The organism is Opitutus terrae PB90-1, assembly GCF_000019965.1.
Lineage (GTDB): Bacteria > Verrucomicrobiota > Verrucomicrobiia > Opitutales > Opitutaceae > Opitutus > Opitutus terrae.
On record NC_010571.1, the window covers coordinates 5,760,295 to 5,775,826 of the forward strand.

11 protein-coding genes are annotated in these 15,532 nt (G+C 60.3%); 6 read left to right on the top strand and 5 right to left on the bottom strand.

The features are described from left to right. Positions 1-6: 6 nt before the first annotated feature. Positions 7-2,040 carry a sensor histidine kinase gene (locus OTER_RS22550; RefSeq protein ID WP_012377256.1) on the bottom strand — a complete coding sequence of 678 codons (2,034 nt, stop codon included), beginning with the start codon at positions 2,038-2,040 and terminating at the stop codon, positions 7-9. 121 nt (positions 2,041-2,161) lie between these two features. Here OTER_RS22550 and OTER_RS22555 point away from each other — a divergent pair, with 121 nt between their 5' ends. After that, positions 2,162-2,953 (top strand): YdcF family protein, encoded by a 792-nt coding sequence (locus OTER_RS22555; protein WP_012377257.1) that lies wholly within the window; start codon positions 2,162-2,164, stop codon positions 2,951-2,953. An 18-nt stretch (positions 2,954-2,971) separates the two neighbouring features. On the opposite strand, the gene OTER_RS24695 is transcribed toward OTER_RS22555, so the two are convergent. Both OTER_RS24695 and OTER_RS24700 read right to left on the bottom strand, forming a co-directional pair. After that, the gene (locus OTER_RS24695) at positions 2,972-4,177 is read right to left on the bottom strand and encodes a response regulator (RefSeq protein ID WP_012377258.1); all 1,206 of its coding nucleotides are present in this window, start codon (positions 4,175-4,177) and stop codon (positions 2,972-2,974) included. Further along, entirely contained in the window at positions 4,174-4,944 is a 771-nt protein-coding gene (locus tag OTER_RS24700; RefSeq protein ID WP_012377259.1) for a response regulator transcription factor, read from the bottom strand. Before OTER_RS24700 ends, OTER_RS24695 begins: the two co-directional genes overlap by 4 nt. Positions 4,945-5,144: 200 nt before the next feature. Here OTER_RS24700 and OTER_RS25495 point away from each other — a divergent pair, with 200 nt between their 5' ends. The 4 genes from OTER_RS25495 (at position 5,145) to OTER_RS22585 (ending at position 10,430) form a co-directional block, all read left to right on the top strand. Next, positions 5,145-6,251: a Rid family hydrolase gene (locus tag OTER_RS25495; protein WP_012377260.1), complete on the top strand. Its 1,107-nt coding sequence runs from the start codon at positions 5,145-5,147 to the stop codon at positions 6,249-6,251. A gap of 377 nt (positions 6,252-6,628) precedes the next feature. Continuing rightward, on the top strand, positions 6,629-7,933 hold the full coding sequence (locus OTER_RS22575; RefSeq protein ID WP_012377261.1) for a DUF4297 domain-containing protein: 1,305 nt from the start codon (positions 6,629-6,631) through the stop codon (positions 7,931-7,933). Next, positions 7,930-8,481, top strand: a complete 552-nt coding sequence (locus OTER_RS22580; RefSeq protein WP_012377262.1) for a hypothetical protein — start codon at positions 7,930-7,932, stop codon at positions 8,479-8,481. Before OTER_RS22575 ends, OTER_RS22580 begins: the two co-directional genes overlap by 4 nt. Further along, positions 8,478-10,430, top strand: coding sequence for a coiled-coil domain-containing protein (locus OTER_RS22585; protein ID WP_012377263.1), 1,953 nt, complete (start codon positions 8,478-8,480; stop codon positions 10,428-10,430). The genes OTER_RS22580 and OTER_RS22585 overlap by 4 nt, the downstream gene beginning before the upstream one ends. Positions 10,431-10,552: 122 nt before the next feature. Here the strand turns inward: OTER_RS22585 and OTER_RS22590 are convergent, their stop codons facing one another. Together OTER_RS22590 and OTER_RS22595 are read right to left on the bottom strand one after the other, a co-directional pair. Beyond that, positions 10,553-10,843 carry a hypothetical protein gene (locus OTER_RS22590; protein ID WP_012377264.1) on the bottom strand — a complete coding sequence of 97 codons (291 nt, stop codon included), beginning with the start codon at positions 10,841-10,843 and terminating at the stop codon, positions 10,553-10,555. A gap of 22 nt (positions 10,844-10,865) precedes the next feature. Next, complete coding sequence (locus OTER_RS22595) at positions 10,866-12,491, bottom strand: type IV secretory system conjugative DNA transfer family protein (RefSeq protein ID WP_237702415.1); 1,626 nt, start codon at positions 12,489-12,491, stop codon at positions 10,866-10,868. A gap of 317 nt (positions 12,492-12,808) precedes the next feature. Here OTER_RS22595 and mobF point away from each other — a divergent pair, with 317 nt between their 5' ends. Beyond that, positions 12,809-15,532, top strand: a complete 2,724-nt coding sequence (gene mobF, locus OTER_RS22600; protein ID WP_012377266.1) for a MobF family relaxase — start codon at positions 12,809-12,811, stop codon at positions 15,530-15,532.

Consider the following 15,532-nt stretch of genomic DNA (forward strand, 5'->3'; position numbering starts at 1 on the left):
TTGGCACTACATCGAGATTGGAAGCGATATTCGCAACAAGGCTCCGTGTTCTCGGGTTAGGTCAGCGCCAATGCTGCCGCCATGTGCCCGGACGATCTCATGGCAAATCGCGAGACCGAGGCCAACGCCGGATGGCTTTCCGTTCGACGTGAATGCTTCGAAGAGCCGAGTTTGGATTTCCGGAGGCAACCCCGGTCCGTTGTCCTCAACCTCGATCACCACGCGCCCGGCTTCGTCCCGTGTTCTGATTTTGATTTCTCGGTAACCCTCGCGCCGCATGACCGCTTCAGATGCGTTTTTGAGGAGATTGATGAGGACCTGACGGATGGCGTCCGCGTCGATCACTAATTCGGAGGATGCGGCATTGAGCTTGGTCGCGAGTTTGATCCCACCTTCGTCAGCGCGCGGTTTCCACATCGTCGCAGTCTCTTCGATGATCTTGTGGAGGTCCGCTCGTTGGAAGTTGTAAGTGCGGGGTCGCGACAGATCCAAAAGCTGCTGGGCGAGTGATTCGACGCGTTCCGCCTCTTTTGGCACGATCTCGGCGAAGTCGCCGAGAAATGTTTTGTCGTCGATCTTCTCGGGGAGGAGTTGAGAGAAGGATTTCAGCGTCGCCATTGGATTTCTCAGCTCGTGCAGGACCTTCACTCCCAGGCGTCCGATCGATGCGAGCTGCTCAGCCTGTTGCGCTTGCAGGGAGAGCTTCGCTCGGGTGAACAGCGACTCGGCGACATTCGCCAGTTCGCGCAACAAACGAATCTCCGGATGAGTATACGGGAGGTTGGATTCCCGTGCTCCGAATCCCACGATCAGCGTTGGCTCTCGTGTCGTCCATCGCGGCGCAACGATCACGTCGAGCTTCGCCTGCGCGAGAAATCGCTGGAGTGTTGTGGCGTCGGTGCCGTCCGACATGCGACTGAGTGCCGCGGTTGACGCCCAGCCGTCGCGCAGAAAATCGGCTTCCCGAAGCAACGAAATCGGAAGCTCAGTGGTGCGTCCAGTATACTTCTCCCCGTGCTCGGTGAGGATCTCGACGAACGAGCAATCTGCGAACGATCGAAGGATCGGCTCGAACCGCCGAATGAGTCGATCCGGGTGAAGTTCGGCAGTTGCCGCCTGATGAAGCTCGGCCACCGTCGCGGCGGTCTTGTGCTCCGCCTTCAGCTTGAGCCATCCGCGGAGCTTGTCGTCGGCGTAGCCGAGTAACAGGAACGCGGCGCCAATGATCGTGGCGGTCACAAAAGGGCTTTCCTCCTTTCCCGACAGGAGGCGGAGCAGAAATGCGGCGATGAGACCGACCAACCCAATCACGATCACGCGCTCCATGATCGAGAGCACGACCTGGCCGCTGTGGTAAACGCGGCGAGAGGTCACGCTCCATGCACTCACCGCGAAGACCAGGTAAACGATGTAGGAGAAGAATCGCGTGAGCGGGTGGATGCCTGGGAGGTCAGGCCACGTCGCGTAAATCGTTTCGGCGAGCACAGCGACAAGACTGAGGTAGCCGAGCGCGATCGTGATGAACCTGAACTCCAGTTTGCGCACCCCAGACAAATGCGGCGCGACGATGATCGCCGAAATGCAGACGGCGAGTTGGCCGGCAAGCATCGGCAAAAAGTAGAGGTAGTAGAGCGGTCCTTGCTGGATGTTTCCCGGGAGGCTGTCATCGGGTTTGAATCCGTGGGTGAACGGGAACCAGAAAAGAAAGCCGGAGAGGATGATCCAAGGTGACAGCTTGATGAGCAGGTCCCGTCGCGACGAATAGCGCCCGGAAACCAGGTAGTAGCACACCCACACCATGAGCGGGCTCAACAGCCCGATGAGCGCGAACTTCAGACGAATCCACGGCAGCGGGTTGGACGTGCGGTCGATGAGATAAAGCGCGCCCTGATGTTTGGCGACGAGCTGCGCGGAGAAGATCAGGACGCTGAGAAAGCAGACGGTCGCGACCGCTTGATTGATCGGGCGCCAGAAGTTCAAGCGCAGCGCGCCGATGCCGACTCCCAACATCACGACGGCAGTGAGCAGGGGGTAAAACATCGATCCGCCTCCGGGTTGAGACGAATTGGGCTATCGCCCGATCCGCGCAGACGGCAAGGGCGTCCGCGGTGAAGTTGTTCTTTGACGAAAGGCGGTCGGATTCATTGCGTGGTGAGACACCGTGAACCGCTCGCTGTTGAATCGTTCCCCCGGTGAGTCTCGTGGCGGATTCATTTCCACGTCCGCTTTGATCCTGCTGTTCGTCGCGGGGATCGCCGCCGTCGCCGCGCTCCGGCGTTGGGACACAGTGCTTTCGCTGGCGACCGGCTGCGTGGCCGTGTTCATCCTGGTCGGCAACGGCTTCCTCGCCCGGTGGCTTGCGCGCTCGTTGCAGGAGCCGGCGTTCTTCCGAAAGCCACAAGACTTCGGAGGAGTGTCAGTGATTGTCCTGCTCGGTGATGGCAACATCGTGCAACCGAATTCGGGCGAGGCTCTGCCTGGATGGCTGGCGTATTCTCGCATTGAACGGGCGGGTGAACTCTACCGCTCGGCGACAGCGTCCGGGGCCGCATGCAGGGTGATCGTAACCGGAGACGACAGTAGCGACCCCGGCGCAGTGAAGGAACCCGTATACGTGCAGCGGCTGCGTGCGCTGGGCGTGCCTGCCGGGGATATCCGAGTGGAAGGAAAAGGGCGGAACACGTATCGGCAGGCGGAACTGACGAGTGAAATCCTGAAGGCTGAGCGGTGTGATCGCATTTTCATGGTTACGTCCGGGCTGCACATGAAGCGCGCCTTGCGCTATTTTCTTAATTTCGGCGTGAGCGCGATTCCCGTGGCGTCCGACTATGTCACCGGGAACATCACGCTCCTTCCGTTGGGTTCGAATTTCGCGATCGCTGATATTGCCCTTCATCAATACGCGGGGTTGGCACGGCTTCGGATCTACAATGCTCTGGGATGGAATAAGTGACGCAGCCGCTTCGGGCGTTCATTCGGCGGTGGGAACCAATAGCTGGAACGAGAGTAGATTTTCGGGTGAAACGTGAACAACGACGGTGCTTCGTTCCTCACCCAAGCTGAGACTGATCATGTGCAGGTTTCCCGTTCGCGGGTCGTCGGGGTGAGCGTGAATCTGCCGGCGAATTTGCTCCAGGCTTCGCCCGACCTGCCCCGCCCTCCATTCGAAGCAGACGTAGCCCAACGTCCTCGCACGCGCTGGCCGATTGAACACGAGGTACTGCGCATCGAGGCGCGCGAGGTGATGATCCAGATGCGGGACAAAATAGGTTCTCAGCAAAACCCGCGTGTCGTTCGGCGACGATCCAAGGCAAAACTCGGTGATGTGCCGGAGAGCGGTCAAAAGCCTGATCGGCGACACCTCCGCCAATAGTGGCTGATGCAGTCCGGAAATCTGAACCGACTTCTGTTGAGCGGACCAAACCGTCGCCGCAGCGAAACGCTTCCTCAGAATTTCCAGCGTGGCGTTAACGTCCGCGCGCGCGGATCGGTCTCCAACGCCCCGGGGTTCTGCAAAGGGGCCGTCCAAGAATGCCGTCATGTCTCCCAGCATGCGGGAGACGATCCGGTTGTTCTCGGCCGCTGTGTCCATCATCAGGCGATGATCTATCTCTCGTGCGACCGCCGACCACACTTCGGCCAGCCCCGCGACCGCCGTGAGCTGATTGCGGAGTGAGTGCAGCATCGCCTTGTAACACTCGGCCGCCGAAAGGTCGTCCTCGAACGACCCCAGCGTCTGCTCAAGGCGCCGTGACGCATCTGCCGCGAATGACGCGTCGCGACTGGTTTGGCGGCGTGTGCGCGTCTCGGCTATGCCGGCGCGCAAGACCTCGCGCAACTCGTTCACGGAGGTCTTGCTCTTGATTACCCGACGAAAGGCCTGAAGTTCGATCGCGTGCTCTGCGATTTCGATGGACGTGTCGCCTGTGCGGATGATCACCGCCAAATCCCTGTCGAAGGAACGCACTGCGCGAATGAACTCGATGCCGTCGAGGGGCATTTTCGGCATGTGGATGTCGATCACCGCCGCGTCGACCTGCTGTTCCTGAAGATAGTCGAGTGCGCGCTCCGGGTCCGAAAAATCCACCACCCTCCCGATGGGTTGAAGCGTCGCACGGAGCGCAAGAATCTGCGGACGCTCGTCTTCCAACACCAGAATGGTGGGCTCGATGTTCATCGTTGGACGAGTAAGGGTGCTCGTCTCGTCGGCTGTCCCGACACACGCCAGCCGACGCGAAGGACCGGCGTGATGTGCTGCGTCAGATCGATGCCGGCGGCGCGGAAGAGTCGACGCAACACGTAGAGATACTGGTCGAGCGATTTGCTGTTCGTATTCGCGTCGGCGCCCCACACGGCGTGAATCAAATCGTTCCGCAGAACGAGCGCTCCAGAATGGCGCGCGAACTCCTGCAAGATGCCGACTTGCTTCGCCGAGAGCTGCACAGCGGTTCCATCCGGAAAATTCGCGCGCAGGTCCGGGTGGATTACGGCTCCTGCGAATTCAAACGCAGTAGCCGGCAGCCGTATGCCGTCGAGCTTCGGCAGTCGTGCCGACTCGTTTCGGCCACGGGATATCTGTCGTTCAATTCGCGCCGCCATTTCCCCGAAGTGAAATGGCTTTCGGACGTAGTCGTCGGCGCCAGCCGTGAAGGCTTCAGTGGCAAGACCGTCGTAGTCGTGCGCCGACGTGGCAATTACGGGGAATCCGACGCTGCGAGTGCGCCACTCGCGGATCATGTTCAGCCGGGCCGAGATCTCTTCGCCGTAGGCGAGGTCCACGACTGCAACGTCGACATTCAGCCGCCCCGCCACTCCGAGCGCGTCCTTTACGCTCGAAACGGAATGGAGAACATAGCCGTAGACGCGTTGGAAGAGAGCCGCGAAGGCGACGTGGATATCGCGGCTGTCTTCGAGCAGGAGGATATGCCTGCGACTCTTGCGCATCGGCTGGATTTTCGCGCGATGACGCGCTCTCCGCAAATCGTTTTCGGATTTGAATCCGATTTGAACGATCCGTCACGAGTCCCACTAAGCGGTCGATTGTCAAATCGCGTCAAACCTGTGCCGTGATTGCTGTGATGCGAGAAGTAGCCGCGAGTTGCGACCGGCGAAATCCGGGTGGAAACGCACGCCCCGCCATCGACATGGACATCCAGGCAGCTCGCAACCAGCACGCAGAGTTGGCGCGGATCTTGGGGAAACTTGGCGCGAAGGTGAAGTTCGCAGCAGGTCAAGCAGACGATCCCCGCGGCGCACTCGTGGAGGAATCCATTGTGGTGCTGCCAGAAATGGGAATTCTTGGGAGGACACAGGACAGCTCGCAAGGGGCCGCAGCTGAATCGATGGTGCCGCTCCTGGCGCAGCACCGGCCGATCCAGCGCATCGCAGACCCTGCGCTTTTGGACGGCCGCGACGTGCTGCGGATTGGACGAACCCTGTTTGTAGCGCCGACCGCAACCACCAACGCAGAAGGAATCGCCGATCTCAGCGCTATCGTGGAGCCGTTCGGATACGAAGTGCGTGAAGTTGAGCTTCACGCCTGTGCTCACCTGAAACTCGCTGCGAGCTTCGTGCCTCCGCACTACCTTGTTTTGAATGCTGCCTGGGCGAACCCGAAGCAATTCGGCGATCTTGTGGTGCTTGGCGTGGATGAGCGCGAGCCGCTGGCGGCGAGCACGCTCCCGGTCAACGGCACAACGCTCGTGAGCGGCTCGTATCCGAAGACGGAACGGCGGCTGCGCAACGCCGGCATCACCACTCGCCGCGTCGAAGTGTCCGAGCTGCACAAGATGGAAACGGGATTGTCCTCACTCGCCATCATCGTCGAGCCGCGCGCCGTGCGATCGGCAAGTTCGCCGGTGGGATTTAAGGTAATCCAAGCGCCAACTGCGCCGCCAGCGCCCGGGCTGTTCGCCCCCGCCATCGTGCATGGCGGCGTCGTCTATGTTTCCGGTCAGCTTCCAATCGATCCCACGACCGGGCGGGCGGTCGAGGGAGAAATCGAGGACCAAACAAATCAAGTGCTCCGCAATCTATCCGACGTTCTTTCGGCCTCCGGCAGCTCACTCGGCCGCGTCTTGCGTCTCACGTGCTACGTCGCCGACACGAAGCACGTGGACCGAGTGACGGCCGCCTGCGCGCTAGCCCTCACCGGACACAGGCCTGCCGGCAGCGTTGTGGCGGCGCGAACGCTGCACCCCGGCTGCGCGATCGCAGTCGACGCGATCGCGGCTGTCACTGACGAACGATGATCCGCCCTCTTCGGGCCGCGGAATCCGATTTGTTGTGAAGGTTTCTTTTCGCCGGAACGACGAATCAGACGCAAAATTACCAGCGGAGATGGTATTCGTGCTTAGTAGGACATCGGTTCTGGGCCGAGGGTGCTCCGGCGCCCGCCGCCTAACATTCTGCGCATTCCGGCGGGCGCATCGTGGCCAAATCATCCGGCGTGGATCGTCCGCTCGCGAGCGGATCGATGCAAGCGAGCCATGGCTTGCACTAGTAAGTCCACAAAACGCGGTTGCCAGTGCCGATGAGCCGATCATACAGATTTGCAGATCGCCAGCCATTGGATCGACAGAGGACCTCCAGACCTCCGTGTTCCGTGCGAGGCAGGCTTTTGCAGGCCATGATTACCCCACCACTTACCAACGGACCAATTGCGCCGTTGGCCTCCCCAGTCGCTTCACCCGCAGCCCACGATATCAGCGAGCCGACGCCTATCGCTGCGCTCAACGATTCGGACCCGGGTGACGAAACGGCGAAAAAATACCGCTATCAATACGCGTATGGTGTGATCCTGTGGGCCGCCTGTCATCGCCGCGAAAAGGACTACGTCGCTCTTTGGTGCGAACAGCACGAAGACTTTCTCGGCCAAGTCACGGAAAAGCTTTTCGACGCCTACCAAATCAAGACGCTGAAGAGCGGTGTGTGGCAGTGGAACCACGACGAACTCGTCAAGACGGTCAAACGGTTCGTTGCTTTGGACACGGAATTTCCCGGACAAATCCGTGAATTTTTCTTCGTCTCAAATGCACCGTGCAGCGATTCGGAGGCGACCGACCGCATTCACCTGTCGCCCTTGCCTGTCCTCCGGGTCCTCACGAACCAGCCTTATGGGCCATATCCGGAGTGTTGTGAACGGTGCCTGACGGACCTGGCGACCCGCGCGGGGTGCGAGCGTGGGGCCGTCGCCGCGGTCCTTTGTCGGATGATGCTGAGCGTCGGCCCTCCCGAGCCTTCATTCGAGGCCGAGATCCAACAGAATCATCTGCCCCACGTGGAGGGATGTCGCGACCTTGCGCCGCGTCAGCTTGCCGATCTCTTGGGGGCCTTGATCACGCGCATTTCGCGCGCGTCTTCGAAGGCCAGTCAAGATCCCGCGCGGCACTACGCGATTGTGAACAGTCGGTTTCAGGCGGAGCCGCAATTGCTCGACAAAAGAGTGGATGTGGCAGGGCTGCGCGGCTATGTCGACGAATTGCAGCTTCCTCGGTTCGAATACCTCAGCCGGTTCAACACTTTGAAGCTCCAGCCCACGCGCCAAGAGGTGTCGATCCTGAAGCAGAAGATGAGCGGCGCAGGCCTGGCGGATTATTTCGAGGGGCTCCAGCGCCAGACGATCTCGACTGAGCGCCGCCTGATCGAAATTCAAGCCCGCGACCCAGAACAGGGAGCGAAGATCGTGGCGCAGCTCGAATCGACGGTTCTTCGCGTGTGCAACGACGCTCATCTCAAACACACGAACGACCAGCAGGAATTCGGAATTCCGATGTTGCGGGACGTCACCACGGAATTGAAGGCGATTGCGGAAACTAAATCTGACGATGTCTATCGCGAACCCTACGACGCGTTGGTGGGCATGGCCGGCCTCCTGGCTGAGGACTGCAAAGTGTGGTGGAGTAAAAAATTCGAGCTGGAGCGCAATCCATGAGCCTCGTCACCTTGCACGCGGCAGCCGCGGTGGAAAACAACGATGACTTTCACCTAGCGCGCCTGCTCCTACTTCTCCGCGCCAACTCCGGCCGGACCAACAAGCCGGTCGATGGCATCACAAAACTAGCGAAGATGGATTTTCTTCTCCGGTATCCATCCTGCCTCGCTCGCGTTCTCATTGATCGAAAGCCGAGCAATGCTCCGCTGGTGCCGGACAACGAGCGCAACACGATTGAGGCGCAGATGGTGCGATACCGCTATGGCCCTTGGGATGGACGCTACCGCAAATGGATCGGGCTGCTGGTAGCGAAAGGCCTCGCGACCACTTACCTGGAGGGAAAGACGGTTTGCGTTCAACTTACCGACGCCGGCCAAGCACTCGCTGCGCATTTGATGACGCTCGATGAATTTCAACCGCTCGCGCAGCGCAGCACGTCCGTGGCCCGCGCCGTCGGAGACTTCTCGTCAACCAAGCTTATGAAATACGTCTACGAACTCTTCCCCGAAATCGTGAACATGAAGATGGGCCAATCGATCAAACTGTGAATATCCGGCTCAATTCACTCACGGTCACGTGCAAGAAATCCCAGGAAGTCATTCCGTTTACCGATTTCACCTACTTCTACGGCCGCATGGGTGCGGGCAAGTCATCCATTGTTCGGATGGTCGACTTTTGTTTCGGTGGCGACTTGGAGATGACCCCGGCATTGCAGAATGAACTGGTCGGGGTCGGGCTCTCACTCACGATCGAAGGAAATCCGGTTAAGTTGGAGCGAAGTCCGGATTCTGGATCCGTGCGCGCCGAGTGGACCAAAGGGTCTGATGCCCTCCAGCTGTTGGTTCCCGCGCGCACGCCGACTGAAAAGCCGATCTTCAGCAAAGATATTCATGTGCTGTCCGACCTGCTTTTTTACCTGGCGGGCAAAACCCCGCCCAAGGTCCGGCGCAGTAAAGTCGACGAAGACTCTCCGCTTCAGCGCCTCAGTTTTCGGGACCTCTTCTGGTATTGTTACCTCGACCAGGACTCCGTCGACAGCAGCTTCTTCAATTTGGAACTGGATACCAATCCATTCAAAAAGCTGAAGAGCCTGGATGTGCTTCGCCTGCTCGTCGGCTTCCATCAAGCGGAAGTGTCGTCACTCCAGGTCCGGCTGCAGGAAATCAGAATCGATAAAGATCGCACGGAGGGTGCCCTCGCGGCGATGCGGGACGCGCTGGAAGAAACCCAGGTCGGAACGCCGCTGAAGATCGCCGCACGCCGCGAAGAGCTGAATCGCGAGATCAAGGCAGCCGAGGCTTCGCTTGCCGCCATTCGGGCACAGGCGGCATCCCTGCGCTCGCATGCGCTCAACGACGCCCAAAACAGAGCCCATGCCTTGGCGATGGAACTCGATGTCCTCGACAACGCGCGGCGGGACGCGCGTGTCGCGATTGAGAAAGACATAGCACATCGCAACGAAATGGAGTTTCTAGCCATTCGCTTCAAGCGGGCCACCAGCGCCAGCGCCGTGTTGCGGGGGGTCCAGTTTAAGGCGTGCCCAAAATGCACCCAAGAGCTCCCGCCACGAGCGGAGGGCGATTGCGCTGTGTGCGGCCAGAAACACCCGGCTGACAACACGGCTCCAGGAGTGGCAGTAGCAGCGGTGGATGCCGACACGGCGGGGCGGATCCGCGAGCTTGACGATCTCTTGGCGCGCCAAACGGCTGCGCTGCGTGAGTTGGATGAAGAGCGCATCGGCATGGGCGAAGAGAAATCCCGGGTTGACGGTGAGATCACGCGGCTCAGTGAAAACTACGATTCGGTCTATCTTTCCAACGCATTGGAGCTCGAGCGCCACCGCGCCTCACTCTCCCAGGAACTCGTCAACTTCAACCGATTCGATCAGATTCTCCGCCGTCTCGCGCAGCTCGACGACCATCTGAAGTCATTGATCGGCGAGGAAGCGACGACCCGCGCGAAGTTGAAGAGCGCGCAGATCGAAGCCGAGCGAGACACCAAAAACCTCGACCGGCTGAAGCAGCTTTTCCTCGACTCGCTACTGCGCGCTCGGATCCCGGGATTCGACAAGTCCGACGTGGTCGAAATGAAGGCTCCGCATTTTCTCCCCGAGATCACGGGAATATCGTCGGGCGACCTCGCGATCACCTCGTTTACTAATCTCGGCAGTGGGGGAAAAAAGACTCTCTACAAATGCTGTTTTGCCGTCGCGGTGCATCGGCTAGCCGCCGAAAATGGCGCGTTGCTGCCAACTCTCTTGATCATCGATTCGCCAATGAAAAATATCAGCGAACGCGAAAACGTGGAGCAATTTAATGGGTTTTACGGAATGCTCTACGAACTCGCGCAAACCGAACTGAAGCAGACTCAATTTATAATCGTCGACAAGGAGCACCAAGCTCCACCCAAGGACTTTGCTCGAACGTTCTCAGAACGACAAATGGCCCCAGATGACGGCGAGCATCCTCCGCTGGTCAGCTATTACCGCGGACACTGATCGGAGGATGTCGATTCAGACGGCCCGATGAGACAAATACAGCCAGACGCACCCGCAGCGCCTCCGATCTCTTTCAGCTAGAGGTTTTGCAGCCCGATCTAGCCCACCATTTGTTCGAAGCCTCAATCACTCACACTTCGCCCGCGCTGTTGCCGCTCCGTCATCGTCTGCGTGATACTTTGGGTCTGCTGCAGCTCGCGGCGGGCGCGGGCTCGGACGATGATCGCGTCGGCTTCCTTCACATCGCCCGACGTCTCCAGCCATGCCTTCACTTCGTGTTTCGTCCTGATGTGATCGGCCGGCCCCATCTCTTTTACGCGCAGTCGCGCGGTGATTGCTTTCAACGCTTCTGGCTCACTGCGCAGGGCGAGCATGACTTTGGCGCTGACTTCCGGGTTTTCATTCGGGCTCATGACACAGGGCTAATTTGATGAATTACGCGGGACGGAGACAGACCTTTTTGTAGCCGTTCGTGCAATGCCGCACAACCGCCGTGTGATCGGGAAGATTCCGAAATTCGTGCGGCTTTATCCGAAATTCCTCGGCCCGTTGGTAGGTGTAGGCCGTGTGATCCTGATGAACGGTGCGCGTCGACCGCTCGACCCAGCGTTTGCCCAGTGCGTTCGCGCAGCGGAGAGCATCGGTCTCGGAAGCTGCGCGATACATGACGAGATTTTTCAGGTTCAGCAAAAGCACGTCGGCCTGCTCCTTCGTTTGCGGGGGGATGAGCGACTCGAAAGCCTGGCTCGAAATGATCAGCGTGAGCCAGCAATCGCGAAGCTTGTCCACGACGTTGTAGTCGGATGTGCCATCGTAGCTGGCCGTGATCGCCGTCGAGAATTCATCGCCGCAGTAAACCAGTTGGTTCAATTGGTAGCGCTGGTAATCGGGCAACGAGTAGCGGCGAAGTGCGTGGCGGTAGATGAGGAGCTTGATGACGGTGAAGACGTATTTCCGCTCGGTGGAATAGTCCTCCGGCACGTCGATGCAGAGGATTTTGCCCTTATCCACGTCGGCGATCGAACACGTGTCGGGATCGTTGCTGCTGAAAACTTCGGCGATCTCCGGCGTGCCGAGATATTCGAGATAGTTCTGTGACGTTCCGACCTCACCAGCGCGCTGCTCCTTAGCTTCATGCTTTAGGTAGGATTGTTCCAACACGTCCGCCAACTGCTGCCGGCGAGGCGTCGGATCGAGTTCCGCCAAAGCATTCAGGGCGGCCTGCAACTCGGTGGGCACGGTGAGCAGCATGTAGGCATTCATGGGAGTGACGGGCCGCTTCAGTTCCGTCAGCAGCTCCAGCGCGCGGCCGATGTGAGCTGCGCCTTTGATCTTAAAGAAGCTCCTTTCGTCCTTCGGATTCAAAGCCGCCGCCGTGTCGACCAGGATGCGCGCGCGCGTCGTGAACGGAAAACGACTGTCTCCGGTGAGGTTCAGCCGCTCCAGCGGTGTGCCGGCGGGATCGTCTGCGGCGCGTGGACGAAGCCGAATGATATCATGCTGCCGGCCGTATTTTTTCGCGAGCCATTCGAGATAAAACCACTCGTCTCCCTTGTTCGCCATGACAAGGCCGCCGAGTCTCGGATCACGGCGAATGAGCGCCGCAAGCAGCTGATTCATGCCGGTCGTCTTCCCCGAACCGGTCTCCCCCGAGATGAAAAAATGGCGATTCAGCTTATCCCGGGTCCAGCGAAAGTGCGCGAACTCCAGCACGACTTCCCATCGATCCGCCACGATCTCGCCCGCAGGGTCGCGCACGAAACGGCGCCGGTCCGCGAAGAAAAACAAGCCCGCTGCGATCAGGCAAAACACGCCAGAGATCGGCATAAAACGCTCCTCCGGCATGAGGCGCGCGCCGAAGAATCCGCAGCCGGAGACGACAATTGCTAGCACGAGGGCCGTCGGCGCTTTCAGTCCTGGCTCGTTGTGACGGAGGTTCCGAAACACCAACCAAAGTGCGATCGCCAGCGCGACCGCCGCTACGCCGAACGCGGCGAACAGCGGCGCGTTTGGATCGTGAAGCCACCGGCGGAGGAGGACTTCTGGAGGCGCGATTTTCATGGCCGCGATCATCTGAACCGAACCATGAATCCTCCGGTTGGACTCTCCGTCCAGTGCGCGCATCTACTTAAATCGCAGTAGGCGACACCCGCCCCATTTCATGCGACTTACGTGAGCGCCCGCGGCCTTACGAACGCGTAAGGGTATTGCGTCTTCACAGGGCAAAGGGCGGGTGACGTTCGGTAACCTCATCGGCTGGTTGTGGCGTTGGTCTTCCGAACGAGGGGCGCACTACTATTCCCGCAGTAGGCGGGCTACGACGATTTCAGCAGACGCGCGGAATTGTTTTTCGACGGGCGTCGCACGTTGTTGGGAGCATGATCACGGTCGGAGTCATTCGCAACGGCGCCACCTACCTGTCCCGCCATCTCTGCAAAAACGATTATTGGACGGAGGGAGAGAAAAGGATCGAGGGCGAATGGATTGGGAAAGGCGCCAAGGCACTGGGGCTCGAAGGTGGCGTTCAGACCAAGGTATTCGACGCACTCCGTCGAAATCGTCATCCGGAAACGGGAGAGCAACTGACGGCACGAGAGGATAAGGACAGGGTCGCGTTCTTCGACGTTCAGCTGTCGGCACCGAAAGACGTGAGCGTGCTCGCGATGCTCGGCGGCGATCAGCGCATCGTCGCCGCGTTTCACGACTCCGTGAAGATCGCGCTCGAGGAAATGGAGCGTTTCGCGGCGGTCCGTGAACGCCGGGGCGAGTCGCGGTCGAGCGAGGATTTCCGGCTCACGGGAAACTTCGCTGGCGCACTGTTCTTTCACGACACGAGTCGCGATCTCGATCCGCAATTGCACGCACACGCAGTCCTATCGAATGCGACCTGGGACGCGGAGCGCGGCGAATGGTTTGCGCTGCAACCGGCGGAGATGTTGCGGGCGTCGGGGTATCTGCGTCAGGTGCTCTATCGGGAGTTGGCAGGCCGGCTGCGGGAACTCGGCTACGAAACCTACGGAATGAACTCGACGGGCTTTTCCGTGCGAGGCGTCGAACACCTGCGCGAACGGTTTTCGAAGCGCACACGGCATATTCAACAACTGGCGGAAGAGTTCGCGCAGAAGAAGGGACGCAAGCCGACCAAGCGCGAGGTTGAGGTTCTTGTGCGTGAGTCCCGGGCGAACAAGCTGCCCAACGTGAGCACGCGCGAGGTGCGTGCGCGCCAACGCGCAGAGCTCAACCCGGACGAAGCAGCCGCGCTTGCGGACCTGGTGCGGACGGCGCGAGCAAAGGCACCCGGCCAGAGGATATCGCACGGACAGGTCGTGACGGTGCTGGAAGCGGCGTTGCGGCACGTATTCGAGCGCAGCAGCGTTGTGCGCGAAGGCGAGGTGCTGAACGCCGCGCTCGAACTCCATCCTGATTTTTCCCGGTGGCGCGAGTTGCGGGAGGCGCTGCAAGGCCGCACGGATGCGATCCGCAGCGAGGGCGAGATGAGCCTGCGGCCAATCCATCGCGAAGAGACGGCGACCATTCGTCGTGTCGTCGAAGGCCGCAACACGCGCTTCCCGCTCGGCGACGCAACGCTTCTTCCGGAGCGATTGACGCGCGGCCAGCTCGCCGCGGCGCGAGCGTTGCTCGCGAACAAGGATTTTCTGAGCGTGCTGGTTGGTGACGCCGGCACGGGCAAGACAACCGTGCTCACGGCGATTCAGGACGCGCATCGTGCCGCAGGTGGGCAACCGTTCCTCCCCCTGACTCCGACGACGCGGGCACGCGAAGCTTTGGTCGACGCCGGATTCGAGCGAGCGGACACGGTGCAGCGTTTCCTCGTGAGCGAAACGTTGCAGGCGGAGGCAGTGCGCCGGGTGTTGCTCGTGGACGAGGCGGGACTCCTCTCCACGGAACAGCTCGATCGTCTCACCCGCATTGCTCAGGAACGGCGCGCCCGCGTGCTCCTGGTCGGCGACACGAAACAGCATTACAGCGTCCAGCGCGGCGACGCCATGCGGAACGTGATCCGGAATTCAGGGACGCCGGTCGTCCGGCTGTCCGAGGTGTTGCGACAGCGCGAAGAGAAGGATCGCCACTTCAGTCGGCTGCTCGCGGCGGGGAATGTGTCGGATGCTTTGCTCTACGCGGAACGACGCGGGATGATGCGGGAGTTGGGCGATGACGAGACGTTGTTCACGAGCGCCGCCGAGCACTACGCCGAAAATGTGGCGAAGGGAACGGAGACGCTGGTCGTGATTCCGTTCTGGGAGGATATCGATCGTTTCAGCGTTCACGCGCGGACGGCGCTGCGGCGTCGCGGCCTGCTCGGGGACGCGGAGGTCGTGCGCGAAGCGGTGCGTCCGTTGACCTGGACGGAAGAGCAGAAGGCGCATTGGGACCAGTATCGCGTCGGTGACCGGCTGCTGTTCGTGCGAGACACGCGCTTCTTCAAGCGCGGGTCGGCGGCGGTGGTGAAAAAGATTCTGCCAGACGGGCTGCACGTCGAGGGAGAGAATGAGCGGTATGCGAAAATCACCCGGAAGCAGCGCGGGAGTTTCGATGTGGGCCGCGCGCAAATGTTGCCGGTGGCGGCCGGGGACCGGCTGCTGATGCGTGGGCGGGAAGAAGAGCAAGGTTTCGCGAATGGCGATTTCAGGGACGTGGCCGCGGTCGATCCCATCGCGAATCGCGTTTTCCTTTCGGACGGCAAGGAACTCCCGGCGGATTTCCGCGCGTGGACCTACGGACACGCACTCACTTCCTACCGTTCGCAAGGAAGCACGGCCGAAGAATCGTTGCTCGTGCTCGGCGAGGTCGCCGAACAAGCGCTCATGCGCCGGCAATTTTACGTCGGAAACACGCGATACCGGGGCGCTCACCATATCTACGTTTCACACCGGGATGCGATCATTACGCGGCTGGCGCGTCCTGATCCGGGGCGTCAGCTCGCAACAGAATTCGTGCGGCGCCACCGAATCTTTCCTGCCGAGCGGATCGCGATGGGACGATTGCATCGCATGGGTGCCCGCATGCGCGACGCATGGCTGAGCATAGCCGCCCGATGGCAGGAAACACGTGAGGTCGTTCGCGAGAAAATGGAGATCTAG

Coding starts and splice junctions, on each gene's coding strand:
- OTER_RS22595 (WP_237702415.1), bottom strand. CDS start 12,491: ATGAAAATCGCGCCTCCAGAAGTCCTCCTCCGCCGGTGGCTTCACGAT.
- OTER_RS24700 (WP_012377259.1), bottom strand. CDS start 4,944: ATGCGCAAGAGTCGCAGGCATATCCTCCTGCTCGAAGACAGCCGCGAT.
- OTER_RS22550 (WP_012377256.1), bottom strand. CDS start 2,040: ATGTTTTACCCCCTGCTCACTGCCGTCGTGATGTTGGGAGTCGGCATC.
- OTER_RS24695 (WP_012377258.1), bottom strand. CDS start 4,177: ATGAACATCGAGCCCACCATTCTGGTGTTGGAAGACGAGCGTCCGCAG.
- OTER_RS25495 (WP_012377260.1), top strand. CDS start 5,145: ATGGACATCCAGGCAGCTCGCAACCAGCACGCAGAGTTGGCGCGGATC.
- OTER_RS22580 (WP_012377262.1), top strand. CDS start 7,930: ATGAGCCTCGTCACCTTGCACGCGGCAGCCGCGGTGGAAAACAACGAT.
- OTER_RS22575 (WP_012377261.1), top strand. CDS start 6,629: ATGATTACCCCACCACTTACCAACGGACCAATTGCGCCGTTGGCCTCC.
- OTER_RS22590 (WP_012377264.1), bottom strand. CDS start 10,843: ATGAGCCCGAATGAAAACCCGGAAGTCAGCGCCAAAGTCATGCTCGCC.
- mobF (WP_012377266.1), top strand. CDS start 12,809: ATGATCACGGTCGGAGTCATTCGCAACGGCGCCACCTACCTGTCCCGC.